This window comes from uncultured Polaribacter sp., assembly GCF_947503855.1.
GTDB lineage: Bacteria > Bacteroidota > Bacteroidia > Flavobacteriales > Flavobacteriaceae > Polaribacter.
Genome location: NZ_CANNFF010000009.1, coordinates 77,808 through 92,287, shown reverse-complemented (window position 1 = coordinate 92,287; position 14,480 = coordinate 77,808). Strand labels below are relative to the sequence as shown.

Here is a 14,480-nt window from a genome sequence, read left to right as displayed (position 1 = left end):
ATCAATTTATAAACAAAATAAAAGAAATTTAGATTGCTTATTTTACACTCTTTTCACTTTTTTTGGATGAGGCAATTTAACTTTACTACCTATTTAGGTGTAAAAGTAGGTTTTATTGATAGAATAGGCTTATATTTTATTTATGGCGCACTTATTCTATTGCTTCTCTTTTTTCTGCAATCTTCATAGAAAATGCTTTTAGAACTGAAACTTTATAAAGTTTATGCACATAAATTTCAGGCAATTAGGCGCTACTTTTTTAAGTTTTTTTGGTGGCTTTGGCTTGTTTTATAAAATAAGGTTAAACAAATAACCAGAAAGGATAATACATAGGGTTACCACACCAAAAAAGATAGTTATTAATCTTAAAGTCATCACTTTTTTTAAAAGCATTGCTTCTGGTAAAGAAAGCCCTACAACACCCATCATAAAAGCAATTGCAGTTCCTAAAGGAATTCCTTTTGCTACTAAAACTTGTACAACTGGCAAAATTCCTGAGGCATTAGAATACATAGGCACTGCTAAAATAGTTGCAATAGGTACTGCAAATAAATTGTTTTTGTCTAAATATTTTTCAAAAAATCCTTCTGGAATATAACCATGCATTAAACCACCAATAGCAATTCCTACTAAAACATAAGGAATAATACCTTTTAAAATTTTTACAACTTCATCCCAAATAACGGACAAACGCGCTGTAAATTTTTTATTTTCTGCTTTAAAAATATCCTGATCTCTTTGTGCATTTTCTAAAACCTCTTTTACCCAAGGTTTTAAAAAACGTTCTAATTTTAATTTTTGAAGGATAATTCCAGAAATCGACCCTAAAAGTACGCCACTTACCACATAAATTAAGGTTGTTTTTAAACCAAACAATCCTATAAAAAGACCAATAGCCACCTCATTTACCAAAGGAGATGTAATTAAAAAAGCAAAAGTAACACCTAAAGGAATTCCTCCTCTTACAAACCCAATAAATAAGGGTACTGATGAACAAGAGCAAAATGGGGTAACCACTCCAAAAAGACTCGCCATTAGATATTCTAAACCATATAATTTATTTCTAGAAAGGTAATTTTTAACTTTATCAACTGGGAAATAACTATTTACAATTCCCATAAAAAAGATCACTACAAAGAGTAGAATAAGAATCTTTGTAGTATCATAAATAAAAAAATTAAGCGCTTCTGCTAAATGTTGTTCTTTGGTTAAATTAAGAACATCATAAACAAACCAATCTGCCAAATTTTGAATCCAATCAAACATTTTAAATGAGATTTATAACTGAAAAGCAACGAACTTTTTTAAAATAAAAAAAGGAATTTTTTATTTTAAAAACGCCAATATCTCCTCTTTAGAAGGGATACTCCCTTTTAATGCAACCACATTATTTATAACCAAAGCAGGTGTTGTTAGCACACTAAATTTCATAATTTCTTGAATGTCTTCTACTTTTTCAATAGTTGCATCAATATTATTTTCTGCAACAATATTTTTTACTAGATTGGTAAGTGTTTTACATTTTTGGCAACCAGTGCCTAATATTTTAATATGAGTCATAACACAAAAGTATTTTGTACAAAGGTAAGTTTGTAAATACTTTACAAGTGTGACAAAAGTGACACATGGGAATATTTTTTCTAAGGTTTTTTAAATATGAATACTACATATCACAAAATCTTTAATCAACTCAATTTCATTTAAAGATTTCCACACCAAATCTTTAAGTTTTTCTGAGAAAATTTAAACAATGATAAATAAAAGAACATCAAAATAAAATAGTTTATTTTTGCTTATATAATTTTGAAGAAACATTTGTTAAATTACTATACATATCCGCATGCAACTTCTAAAGAATGGGTAACTTTTGTTCATGGAGCAGGAGGTAGCAGTTCTATTTGGTTTAAACAAGTGCGCGATTTTAAAAAGCATTTTAACGTTTTAATTTTAGATTTGCGTGGTCATGGAAACAGCAAACCGTCTTTAAAAGATACCTTTAATCCTAAATACACGTTTGATTCGATTACCAATGATATTGTTGAGGTTATAGAGCATTTAAAGATTGAAAAATCGCATTTTATAGGTATCTCTTTAGGAACTATTTTGATACGTAATTTGGCAGAAAAAAAACCAGAATTAGTGCAAAGTATGATCATGGGAGGTGCCATTATTAAATTAAATATCCGTTCTCAAATACTAATGAAACTCGGTGTAATTTTTAAATCGGTGGTGCCATACATGCTATTGTATAAGTTTTTTGCATTTATTATTATGCCAAAAAGAAATCATAAAAAATCGAGATCGTTATTTGTAAATGAAGCTAAAAAACTTTACCAAAAAGAGTTTATAAGATGGTTTAAATTAACTTCAGAGATAAACCCGTTATTACGTTTTTTTAGAACAAAAGATATTAAAATACCTACTTTATATGTAATGGGTGCAGAAGATCATTTGTTTTTACCTTCAATAAAAAATATAGTTGCTAAACATGTTACATCTTCTTTATTTATAGTTGATAAATGTGGGCATGTTGTAAATGTAGAACAGCCAGAAACGTTTAATACAGAAACTATTAAATTTATTGAATCTTTAGCATAAAAAAAGTGAGTTTATTATGGGTTCATAATATCTTCAATTTCATCTGCTTCAATAGGAATATTTTGCATCAAATTAAAAGGTTCACCTTGTTTTTGAATCACAACATCATCTTCTAAACGAATACCAAAACCTTCTTCTGGAATATAAATACCAGGCTCTACAGTAAATACATTATTTGCTTGCATTGGCTCGTGTAATAAGCCATAATCATGTGTATCTAAGCCAATATGGTGACTTGTACCATGCATAAAATACTTTTTGTAAGCAGGCCAGTTTTTATCTTCATTTTGCACATCAGCTTTGTCTATTAAACCTAGTTTTAATAATTCTGATGTCATCAATTTACCAACTTCTATATGGTAATCTTTCCAAATTGTACCAGGAACTAATAATTTTGTAGCTTCTTTTTTAACCTGATTAACAGCATTGTAAACGGCTTTTTGTCTGTCTGTAAATTTACCAGAAACAGGTACAGTTCTAGATAAATCACTTGAGTAATTTGCATACTCAGCAGCAGTATCAAACAAAATTAAATCGCCAGCTTTACATTGCTGATTGTTCTCTGTATAATGCAAAACATTGGCATTGTTTCCAGAGGCAATTATGGGTGTGTAAGCAAAACCTTTAGATCTATTTCTTACAAATTCATGCAATAACTCTGCTTCAATTTCAAATTCCCAAACACCAGGTTTTATAAAGTCTAAAATTCGTCTAAACCCTTTTTCTGTGATGTTACAGGCTAGTTGCATTAAATCTAATTCAATTTGGTCTTTTACAGAACGTAAGCGTTGTAAAATAGGATTGCTTTTTGCTACAGAATGTGCAGGGTGTTTAGCCAACAACCATTTTGTAAATCGATCTTCACGAGTTTCAGTTGCTACATTTGCTCTGTAATGTTCGTTGGTGTTTATGTAAAAAGTATCTGCGTAAGACGCCATTTCAAACAAGACTTTTTCTAGGTCTTGCAACCAATAAATGGTTTGTACACCACTCGTTTTTGTAGCGGCCTCTTTGGTTAATTTTTCGCCTTCCCATACAGCAATATGTGCATTTGTTTCTGTTAAAAATAAAATTTCACGCAAATTTTCATTAGGGCAATCTGGAAACAGCATTAAAACACTTTCTTCTTGATCTACTCCACTTAAATAAAAAATATCTCTGTGTTGTTGAAAAGGCATTGTGCTATCTGCAGAAATCGGATAAATATCATTAGAATTAAAAACAGCAATACTATTTGGCTTCATTTTAGAAGCAAAATTTTTACGGTTTTTTATAAATAATTGGGAGTCTATTTGATGGTATTTCATATTGAATATTCTTTAAAACTCAAAGATAAGAAATCTAAACACCAACATGAAATACGAAATGTATAACAAGCACTTTGTCACGTTGTAAACGTTTCAACCAAAAGTGACAAAGCAATGTGTGAGACGCTTACAGCGTGACATATCGTATGAAAAAAATTCTACAAAAAAACTAATTTCCCCCTTTGGGGGATAAAAGGGGGCTATCTTCTTTTTTTTGGCGCTCCAGTTCTACCTCTACCAGAAGTAGCTCCAGCAGGTTTATTTTCTTTAAAATGTAGTTTTCTTTTTGGTTTTCTTTTTGATGCAGAACTAGTTTCAGTACCTGATTTTCTATTGGAGTTTGTTGTTTTTTTCTTTTTACCAAAAGACTTTTTGCTTTGTGTTGCAGCTCTTTTAGGTGGTGCAGTATCTGTAGGCTCAAAACCTTCTAAAATGGTAGATTTTAATTTTTCTTGTAAAAGTTTTTCTATTTCGTTTTGGTATTCAGTTTCTTCACTACACACAAAAGAAATAGCCTCTCCAGCTGCACCTGCTCTACCAGTTCTACCAATTCTATGCACATAATCTTCGGGTACATTTGGCAATTCGTAATTAATAACGTGTGGTAATAAAGGAATATCTAAACCACGAGCAGCAATGTCTGTAGCCACCAAAATTTTAATTGTATTTTCCTTAAAATTTTTCAGCGCTTTTGTTCTGGCCCCTTGGCTTTTATTACCATGTATAGCAGCAGCAGAAATACCTGCTTTCATTAGCTTTTCAGTTAACTTATTAGCACCATGTTTCGTTCTTGTAAACATTAAAACTTGAGACCAATTATTATCTTTTATCAATTTAATAGCCAACTCAGTTTTTTGTTTTTTATCAACCTTGTATACTTTGTGTGTAACCTTTTTTGCAGTCGAATTCTGTGGTGCAGTTTCTACAGATACAGGATTTTTTAAAATACCAGCAGCTAATTTTTTTATATCATTAGAAAAAGTAGCAGAAAACAGTAAGTTTTGCCTTTTTGCAGGCATAAAACTGATTATTTTGTTAATATCTCTAACAAAGCCCATGTCTAACATTCTATCTGCTTCATCTAAAATTAATACATCTACACGTTTAAAAGACACAGCTTTTTGGTTATGTAAATCTAATAATCTACCAGGTGTTGCCACTAAAATATCTACGCCTCTTTTTAAAGTTGCTATTTGTTTTGCTGGCTTTACACCCCCAAAAACAACAGCAGAATATATGTTTAAATACTTACTATACTCTCTAACGTTTTCGTAAACCTGTGCAGCCAATTCTCTTGTAGGTGTTAAAACCAAGGCACGTAAAGGCCTGTATTTTGGGTGTTTTGTTTCCGATAAATAGTCTAAAACAGGCAACGTAAAACCTGCAGTTTTACCTGTTCCTGTTTGTGCAGAAGCTAAAATATCTTTGCCTTCTAAAATATGTGGAATTGCTTTTTCTTGAATGGGAGATGGTTTTGTATATCCTTTTTCTTCAACTGCTTTTAAAATGTTTTTGGATAACCCTAAATCTTTAAATGTCATATATAATTTTTAAAAAATAGCATTTAAGTAACTATTTCTGCTACAAAGATACGTTCTTTAAACTTGAAGTAAATTTACCTGCAAAATCTTGCAAAACTTATAGGTATAATTTAAAACTTTAATACTTTTTTTTGGGCGTTTTAACGGGCTTTCACTACTCGCTTTTTTTCGTTCCTCAAAAAGAGCTCAAACAAATCGTTCAATCCCTAACGCAAAAGGCATACCTAGAAGTAAATTGCAAAAATTAAAAGCTTTTACTTGTCAAAAAACAAATCAATAAAAAATTTAAAAGATGTTAATTTTTTTGATAATGATTTTACAAGTGGTAAATTCATCATCTCAAAATTCAAACGTACTTTATTATGAAAACTTTTTTTAACCTTTTAACTCTCTGTTTTTCAGCATCATTATTGGCGCAAATACCAACAAATTCAACAGTTGTTCAAAATTCTTTAGAACAAAAAACCAAGATGATGAATACATCGATGGTTAAAAATATTGCGTTTACCAATATTGGCCCAACTGTGATGAGCGGACGTGTAGCAGATGTTGCTGTAAATCCAGAAAATACTACAGAATTTTATGTTGGTTACGCTTCAGGTGGTTTGTGGTACACAAATAATAATGGAACTACTTTTACGCCAGTTTTAGACAACTCGCCAACACAAAATATTGGTGATATTGCTGTAGATTGGAACACAGGAACCATTTGGGTAGGTACAGGAGAAAAAAATTCATCACGTTCTTCATACGCAGGTATTGGAATGTTAAAATCTACAGACAAAGGAAAAACATGGACAAATGTTGGTTTGCCAGATTCGCATCACATTAGTAGAATTCTAATCAACCCAAATAATGCAAACGAAGTTGTTGTGGGTGTTATTGGTCATTTGTACTCACCCAACCAAGAAAGAGGTATTTTTAAAACTATAGATGCTGGTAAAACATGGACAAAAACGCTATTTATTAACAACTATACAGGTATTATAGATGTGGCTGCTGCGCCAGAAGATTTTAATATTATGTATGCAGCATCTTGGGAAAGAGAACGTAAAGCATGGAATTTTGATGGTGATGGAAATAACTCTGCAATTTATAAAAGTACAGATGCAGGAAACAGTTGGTCAAAAGTTAGCGATAATTCAGGGTTTCCAATAGGAGATGGTGTAGGTAGAATTGGTTTAGCGGTCTTTAATAAAAATACAGTGTATGCTTTGCACGACAGTCAATTTAGAAGGCCTAAAGACAAAAGTAAAAAACCTTCAGAAACTTTAGCAAAAGAAGATTTTAAAACCATGTCTAAGGCAGATTTTTTAAATCTATCAGATAAAAAACTAAACATCTATTTAAAAAACAATGGTTTTCAAGAAAAATACCGCGCAGAAAATGTAAAACAAATGGTACGTGTTGGTACTGTAAAACCTGTTGATTTAGCTAGTTATTTAGAAGATGCAAATGCCATGTTATTTGACACACAGGTTATTGGTGCAGAGGTTTTTAAAACTACAAATGGTGGGTTGTCTTGGAAAAAAACACACAAAGATTATTTAGATGATGTGTACAGTTCTTATGGGTATTATTTTGGTGAAATTAGAGTCGATTTACAAGACCAAAATGCCATTTACGTTTTAGGTGTTCCCATCATTAAATCTAAAGATGGAGGAAAAACATTTACCTCTATCAGTAAAGAAAATGTACATTCAGACAATCAAGCTTTATGGATAAACCCCAAAAAACCGGGTCATATTTTAAACGGTAATGATGGTGGTTTAAATCTTTCTTACGATGATGGTGAAAATTGGTTAAAATTAAATGACCCAGCTGTTGGTCAATTTTACTCAGTGTATGCAGATAATCAGAAAAATTATAAAGTTTATGGGGGTTTGCAAGACAATGGTGTTTGGGTTGCAGACAACAATGCAAAAATGGATAAAAGTTGGTATCAAAAAGGGCAAAACCCATACAAATCTATTATGGGAGGAGATGGTATGCAAGTGCAAGTTGATGACAGAAACCCAAATATTGTATATACAGGATATCAGTTTGGAAACTATTATAGGATTAATAGAGAAACAGGTAAAAACGAATACATTCAACCCAAACATACTTTAGGCGAAACACCATACAGGTTTAATTGGCAAACACCTATTCACTTATCAAAACACAACCAAGATATTTTATATTTAGGAGGCAATAAATTACACAGATCTTTAAACAAAGGCGATGATTGGGAAACCATTTCTGACGACTTAACCACAGGAGGTAAAAAAGGAAATGTGGCTTATGGAACTCTAACCACAATTTCAGAGAGCCCATTTCAATTTGGGTTAATTTATGTAGGTTCAGATGATGGATACATCAATGTAACCAAAAATGGAGGGGGAAGTTGGACGCGAATTTCTAATAATTTACCACAAAATTTATGGGTTTCTAGAGTAATTGCATCAGCACATAAAAAAGAACGTGTATATGCAACTTTAAATGGTTACAGGTTTGATGATTTTACAACCTATATATACATGTCTAACGATTTTGGTCAAACCTGGAAAAACATTAGTAGTAACATGCCAGCATCACCCGTAAACGTAATTAAAGAAGATCCAAAAAACGAAAATCTATTGTATGTAGGTACAGATAATGGCTTGTATGTGTCTTTTCATCAAGGAAATTCTTGGGAAGCATTTGCAAACAATTTACCCAATGTAGCAGTACATGATTTGGTAATACAACCTACTGCAAAAGATTTAATTGTAGGCACACATGGTAGAAGTTTATACAAAACCAATATTGCCAGCTTACAAGAAATAACTGAGGCAGTTTTAGCAAAATCAACACATATATTTGCAACAAATAACATTAGAAAAAATAGAAATTGGGGGCGTTCTTGGAGTCAATGGAGAGATGCTTACACGCCAGAAATTACGATTCCTTTTTATGTAAAATCAAATCAAAAAGTTACAGTTTCTATTTTTAATGATGATGTAAAGGTAAACACTTTAAATATAGATGCTACAAAAGGTTATAATGCAGTAAAATTTGATGTTTCTTTCTCTAAAAAAGGAAAAAGAGCTTTTGAGAAAAAGAATAAAAAAGTAGCTATCAACAAAGCCAAAAATGGTGTTTATTATCTTCCAAAAGGAAAATATACCGTAAAAATTGGTGCTGCAGAAAGTGAGTATGAAATAAAATAAAACAACTCAAATCTCACAGGTTTTAATCAAGAAAAACTTCAAGATTTTATAGATAGAAAAGTTACTTTTAAAATTTTTTTTGAAAAGGCAAATCTAAACCCCAAAGCCAATTTAATAAAAGGCATTATTTGCGGTTATAGAATTGTAAATTTCATTTGAGAGCCGAAAAGCAACATCAAAAAAATACAAATGGTTATTTTTAACGTCCGGTGAAAAGGTTATTTAAAACAATTCTAAATACACGTGAAAACATTTTAAATTCTTTGTAAAGCAGGCTGTTTCGTTGTATTTTTGTTCGAACAATTTTAATTTAAAAATACAATGAGCGGATTTTTTAAATCTTCAATTGGAAGAAAGGTAGCAATGGCGCTATCAGCACTGTTTCTAATGTTCTTCCTCTTACAGCATTTAGCCATTAATATTTTATCGGTTTTTAGTCCAGAATTATTTAATGAAGTATCACACTTTATGGGTACCAACCCGGTAGTACAATTTGCATTGCAGCCTGTATTAATTTTTGCAGTGGTTTTTCACTTTGTAATGGGCTTTATTTTAGAACTAAAAAATAGAAAAGCAAATGGTGCTGGATATGCAAAAAACAACGGAGCTGCAAATTCTACTTGGTTTAGTAGAAATATGATTTTAAGCGGAATAACTATTCTTGCTTTTATTCTCTTACATTTTATTGATTTTTGGTTCCCAGAAATTAACACAAAATTTATTCAAGGCGATTGGTCTGGAACCATGGAAGGAGTTGAAGGATTGCGTTACCACGAAGAATTAGTGCATAAATTTGTAAATCCTTTAAGAGTGGGTGCTTATGTTTTAGCATTTGTATTCTTAGGATTGCATTTAGCTCATGGTTTTACTTCTGCTTTCCAATCAATTGGAGCTGCTTCTCTAAGAAAAAAATTAGAGAAATTAGGAATCGTATATTCAATTATAGTGCCTTTAGGATTTATTTTCATTGCACTTTATCATCACTTTAACCATTAATCTTATTAAACTATGGCTTTAGATTCAAAAGTACCTCAAGGTCCACTTAAAGATAAATGGACAGATTATAAAAATAAAATTAACTTGGTTAACCCTGCCAACAAACGCCATATAGATATTATTGTAGTTGGTACAGGTTTAGCAGGTGGTTCTGCTTCTGCTACTCTAGCAGAATTAGGCTACAATGTAAAAGCATTTGCTTATCAAGATTCTCCACGTAGAGCGCATTCAATTGCAGCACAAGGTGGTATAAACGCAGCAAAAAACTATCAAGGAGATGGAGACTCTACCTATAGATTATTTTATGATACTGTAAAAGGTGGAGATTATAGATCTCGTGAAGCAAACGTATACAGATTAGCAGAGGTTTCTGCAAATATTATAGACCAATGTGTAGCGCAAGGTGTACCTTTTGCACGTGATTATGGTGGTTTGTTAGACAACCGTTCTTTTGGTGGTGTTTTAGTTTCTAGAACGTTTTACGCAAAAGGGCAAACAGGTCAACAATTATTATTAGGTGCTTACTCTGCAATGAATAGACAAATAGCACGTGGTAAAATAGAAATGTTTAACAGACATGAAATGTTAGACGTCGTTGTTGTTGATGGAAAAGCAAGAGGAATAATAGCACGTAATTTAGTAACAGGAGAAATTGAAAGACATTCTGCACATGCAGTTGTTATAGCTTCTGGGGGTTATGGTAACGTATATTTCTTATCTACCAATGCAATGGGTTCTAACGTAACTGCAGGATGGAAAATTCATAAAAAAGGCGCGTATTTCGCAAACCCTTGTTATACGCAAATTCACCCAACTTGTATCCCACGTTCAGGAGATTATCAATCTAAATTAACCTTAATGTCTGAATCTTTACGTAATGATGGGCGAATTTGGGTTCCAAAGAATTTAGACGACGTAAAATTAATTAGAGAAGGAAAGAAAAGACCTACAGATTTATCTGAAGACGAAAGAGATTACTATTTAGAAAGACGTTATCCTGCATTTGGTAACTTAGTACCACGTGATGTAGCATCTAGAGCTGCAAAAGAACGTTGTGATGCTGGTTATGGTGTAAATGCAACAGGAGAAGCTGTGTATTTAGATTTTGCTGCAGCTATTGTAAGATATGGTACAGAGCAAGCAAAAGTAAAAAATATAAAAAATGCATCTGATGCAAAAATTAAAGAACTAGGTAAAGCAATCGTAAAAGCAAAATACGGTAACCTATTTCAGATGTACGAGAAAATTGTAGATGAAAACCCGTACGAAACACCAATGATGATTTATCCTGCGGTACACTATACAATGGGTGGTGTTTGGGTTGATTATAACTTGATGACTACAATTCCTGGTTGTTATGCAATTGGAGAAGCAAATTTCTCTGATCATGGAGCTAATAGATTAGGCGCATCTGCTTTAATGCAAGGTTTAGCAGATGGTTATTTTGTGTTACCATATACGATTGGAGATTATTTAGCAGATGATATTAGAACAGGAAAAATTCCTACAGATACTCCAGAATTTGATGAAGCTGAAAAATCAGTAAAAGAAAATATCAATTTCTTTATCAATAATAAGGGAACAAAATCTGTAGATTCTTACCACAAAAAACTAGGTAAGATTATGTGGGATAAATGTGGTATGTCTAGAAATGCAGAGGGTTTAAAAGAAGCAATTGAAGAAATTTCAGAACTTAGAAAAGATTTTTGGAAAAATGTTAACGTTCCTGGAGAAGCAAACGAATTTAACGAGCAGCTAGCAAAAGCAGGAAGAGTAGCAGATTTTCTTGAACTAGGAGAATTGTTTGCAAAAGATGCCTTAGTTAGAGAAGAATCTGCAGGAGGACATTTTAGAGAAGAACATCAAACACCAGAAGGAGAAGCAAAAAGGCTAAAAGAATTCCAATTTGTGTCTGCTTGGGAGTATAAAGGAGAGCCAAAAGATGCAGTATTGCATAAAGAAGCTTTAGAGTACGAAAACATAGAAGTAAAAGAAAGAAGTTATAAATAATATAGTTGATGGTTGATGGTTGTTGGTTTCTGGAAACAAAAACTAACAACAAACAACTAAAAACCAAAAACTAAAAAAAATGAATTTAACACTTAAAATTTGGAGACAGAAAGACGCTAGTTCAAAGGGTCAAATGGTAGATTATAAAGTAACCGAAATTTCAGAACATATGTCTTTTTTAGAAATGATGGATGTGCTAAATGAGCAGTTAGTAAATTCTGGTGAAGAACCTGTAGCTTTTGATCATGATTGTAGAGAAGGTATTTGCGGAATGTGCTCTATGTACATTAACGGAGAAGCACATGGACCAGATAGAGGCATTACAACATGCCAATTACATATGCGTATGTTTAAAGATGGAGATACAATTACTATAGAACCTTTTAGAGCAGCAGCATTTCCTGTAGTTAAAGATTTAGTAGTAGATAGATCTGCTTTTGATAGAATACAGCACGCAGGGGGTTATATTTCTGTAAACACCTCAGGAAACACACAAGATGCAAATTCAATACCTATTGCTAAAGAAGCAGCAGATACAGCTATGGATGCAGCAACTTGTATTGGTTGTGGTGCTTGTGTAGCAACTTGTAAAAATAGTTCTGCAATGTTATTTGTGGGTGCAAAAGTATCTCAATATGCATTATTGCCACAAGGACAAGTAGAAGCTGCAGACCGTGTACAAAATATGGTAGCACAAATGGATTTAGAAGGCTTTGGTAACTGTACAAATACAGGCGCTTGTGAGGTAGAATGCCCTAAAGGAATTTCTTTAGACAACATTGCAAGAATGAACAGAGAATTAATGAAAGCTTCTATTTAAAAACATAAGTCATTTCGAGGTACGAAGCAATCTTTTAATTTAAAACAAAAAACCCAAAACATATTGTTTTGGGTTTTTTTGTTTTAAACTATTCCATATCTTTAAAAAAATCTTTTAAAGGAATGTCTAAAGTGTTTAACATGTGTAGTAGTCTTTCTACATCTAACTTTGTTTTTCCTTTTTCTACTTTAAAATAGCCACTTTCTGTTAACCCTAAAGATCGTGCCATAGAAAACTGATTGATGCCTTTATTTTGCCTTTCTGCAGCTAATTTTTTTAAAATTGCTTGGTATTTTAAAGCAACTCTTTCTCTTTCTCTTTCTCTTTCTCTTTCTCTTTCTCTTTCTCTTTCTCTCATCATATGTTTTTTTCAAAAATAAGATAAAAATTATACATTTTTACTTTCCATTTTGGACTAACGGTTTTCAGGTACATAGAGGCATCCCTGAATTCAGTTAGTCTAAAATGGAAAGTGATTTTTTAGGTTTTATTAAAAAAGTTTCTCAGATTTGGAGAAAGAAATTGCTATGAAAAAAGAAAACTTCCCCTATAAAAAAAAGAAAAAATAGACACAGAACTAACTGTAGCTATAGTAAATTTTAGTTTTGCTTACTGCTTACTGCTTACTGCTTACTGCTTACTGCTTACTGCTTACTGCTTACTGCTTACTGCTTACTGCTTACTAAAAAAAAACCTCCGCTTGCGGAATTAAGAAATATAAAAATCCTGTAAATAAATGTACAACTTAAAACCATTGCCTATGTAAATAAACACTAACAAGCAGAGGAAGTGTTGCAAAAGTACCATTTTTTCTACAAGTTTTTTATAGAATTTTAGACTTGTTTACTCATTTAAAATCTTAAAAAAATAATTAACAAACCCAGTAAAAATGGGTTTTAAATTTTACAAAATGAAAAGATTAATATTAAGTCTAGTATTTTTACTAGCAGTAGGAGTAAGTTTTATAAATGCATCTTCTAATGATGAAGTTTTACCAAATAGCAAAGAAGCAATCGAAGTTGTAGAAGAGTTTGGGTGCGCAAGTGATTGTGTCCAAGCATCAAGGGAGGGAGCTTTAGCATTTGCCGAAGACCATGAAGACAGAAGTCCAGAAGGTGAGTTAATGCAACTTTATGGTAATTTTTATACTGCCTGTTATAGTGCTAATTGTGCTTAAATCAATAAATTTAGATGTATAGAGAAAAATTATTCTCTATACATCTTTTAAAAAACTATTATGAGATTATTAAAAATATACCTAGCAATTTTACTTTTTTTTACAACATCAATATTTGTTTCTCAAACAAATTTTTATGGAATTATTGAATATGAATCAAAAATAAATGGGAAAAAATTAGATGAATACTTATCTAAAAAAAGAAGTGAAATTAAAAATAATTATGTAGTAAAATCACTTGATAAAGTCTTCTTTTATACTAAAGGCATTAAATCAAAACTAATTTTTACAGACAGAAAAGGGTTATTTATAGTTGAGGATAAATTAAGTCTTGACATTCAGGATTTAGGACAAAGAATTAATTATACAAGTGCAGGTGGTACTAAAGAATATTATTATGATGACAACAACAAAACATATTTAATTAAAGAATGTGATGCAGTTGGTGAATGTTTTATTTTTCCTAACAAGTTTTTAAAGTGGCAATTAACGCAAGAAACAAAAAAGATAAATGGCTATATCTCTTATAAAGCAACTAGAAGTAATGGTAAAGTAATAGCTTGGTACACCCCAAAAATACCTATAAGTTTTGGGCCTAAAGGCGAATATGGCCTACCTGGTCTTATTTTAGAATTAGCTATAGGAAAAATTATTTTTAAAGCAAAAAAAATAGTTTTAAATCCAAAGCAAAAAATTATTGTTGAGGAATTAAAAGGAGGAGAGTTTGTTACATTTGAAGAATACAAAAAAATTATAGCAAAAGCTAAGAAGAAAGTTTTTGGTAATTAACTTTTTAGATCTCATAGTTTTTACCTTTATGATTAAAACAAAAGGATTGGT

The 14,480-nt window shown here is 31.6% G+C and carries 12 protein-coding genes and 1 pseudogene; 8 read left to right on the top strand and 5 right to left on the bottom strand.

Annotated features, from left to right (window positions below; all coding sequences use genetic code 11):
* Positions 1-288: 288 nt before the first annotated feature.
* A complete protein-coding gene (locus Q0662_RS09210; RefSeq protein WP_298949041.1) occupies positions 289-1,266 on the bottom strand; it encodes a permease in 978 nt (325 codons plus the stop codon).
* Positions 1,267-1,326: 60 nt separating this feature from the next.
* On the bottom strand, positions 1,327-1,560 hold the full coding sequence (locus Q0662_RS09205) for a thioredoxin family protein (RefSeq protein ID WP_298949038.1): 234 nt from the start codon (positions 1,558-1,560) through the stop codon (positions 1,327-1,329).
* 255 nt (positions 1,561-1,815) lie between these two features.
* On the opposite strand from Q0662_RS09205, the gene Q0662_RS09200 reads away from it, so the two are divergent.
* A complete protein-coding gene (locus Q0662_RS09200) occupies positions 1,816-2,598 on the top strand; it encodes an alpha/beta hydrolase (RefSeq protein WP_298949160.1) in 783 nt (260 codons plus the stop codon).
* A 14-nt stretch (positions 2,599-2,612) separates the two neighbouring features.
* Here Q0662_RS09200 and Q0662_RS09195 read toward each other — a convergent pair whose 3' ends face one another.
* Positions 2,613-3,905: an aminopeptidase P family protein gene (locus Q0662_RS09195; RefSeq protein WP_298949036.1), complete on the bottom strand. Its 1,293-nt coding sequence runs from the start codon at positions 3,903-3,905 to the stop codon at positions 2,613-2,615.
* A gap of 200 nt (positions 3,906-4,105) precedes the next feature.
* Complete coding sequence (locus Q0662_RS09190) at positions 4,106-5,446, bottom strand: DEAD/DEAH box helicase (RefSeq protein WP_298949034.1); 1,341 nt, start codon at positions 5,444-5,446, stop codon at positions 4,106-4,108.
* A gap of 362 nt (positions 5,447-5,808) precedes the next feature.
* On the opposite strand from Q0662_RS09190, the gene Q0662_RS09185 reads away from it, so the two are divergent.
* The 5 genes and pseudogenes from Q0662_RS09185 (at position 5,809) to Q0662_RS09165 (ending at position 12,463) form a co-directional block, all read left to right on the top strand.
* The gene (locus tag Q0662_RS09185; protein ID WP_298949032.1) at positions 5,809-8,637 is read left to right on the top strand and encodes a glycosyl hydrolase; all 2,829 of its coding nucleotides are present in this window, start codon (positions 5,809-5,811) and stop codon (positions 8,635-8,637) included.
* Positions 8,638-8,661: 24 nt separating this feature from the next.
* Positions 8,662-8,796: pseudogene (locus Q0662_RS09180) on the top strand (DUF2200 family protein); the annotation flags it as partial.
* 162 nt (positions 8,797-8,958) lie between these two features.
* Positions 8,959-9,633, top strand: coding sequence for a succinate dehydrogenase cytochrome b subunit (locus tag Q0662_RS09175; RefSeq protein ID WP_298949030.1), 675 nt, complete (start codon positions 8,959-8,961; stop codon positions 9,631-9,633).
* 12 nt (positions 9,634-9,645) lie between these two features.
* The gene (locus Q0662_RS09170; protein WP_298949028.1) at positions 9,646-11,643 is read left to right on the top strand and encodes a fumarate reductase/succinate dehydrogenase flavoprotein subunit; all 1,998 of its coding nucleotides are present in this window, start codon (positions 9,646-9,648) and stop codon (positions 11,641-11,643) included.
* A gap of 79 nt (positions 11,644-11,722) precedes the next feature.
* The gene (locus tag Q0662_RS09165; RefSeq protein WP_298949025.1) at positions 11,723-12,463 is read left to right on the top strand and encodes a succinate dehydrogenase/fumarate reductase iron-sulfur subunit; all 741 of its coding nucleotides are present in this window, start codon (positions 11,723-11,725) and stop codon (positions 12,461-12,463) included.
* An 88-nt stretch (positions 12,464-12,551) separates the two neighbouring features.
* On the opposite strand, the gene Q0662_RS09160 is transcribed toward Q0662_RS09165, so the two are convergent.
* Complete coding sequence (locus tag Q0662_RS09160) at positions 12,552-12,824, bottom strand: helix-turn-helix transcriptional regulator (RefSeq protein ID WP_298949023.1); 273 nt, start codon at positions 12,822-12,824, stop codon at positions 12,552-12,554.
* 549 nt (positions 12,825-13,373) lie between these two features.
* On the opposite strand from Q0662_RS09160, the gene Q0662_RS09155 reads away from it, so the two are divergent.
* Both Q0662_RS09155 and Q0662_RS09150 read left to right on the top strand, forming a co-directional pair.
* Positions 13,374-13,640, top strand: coding sequence for a hypothetical protein (locus tag Q0662_RS09155; RefSeq protein WP_298949022.1), 267 nt, complete (start codon positions 13,374-13,376; stop codon positions 13,638-13,640).
* Between the two features lie 60 nt (positions 13,641-13,700).
* The gene (locus tag Q0662_RS09150; RefSeq protein ID WP_298949020.1) at positions 13,701-14,429 is read left to right on the top strand and encodes a GLPGLI family protein; all 729 of its coding nucleotides are present in this window, start codon (positions 13,701-13,703) and stop codon (positions 14,427-14,429) included.
* The last annotated feature ends 51 nt before the right edge of the window (positions 14,430-14,480 follow it).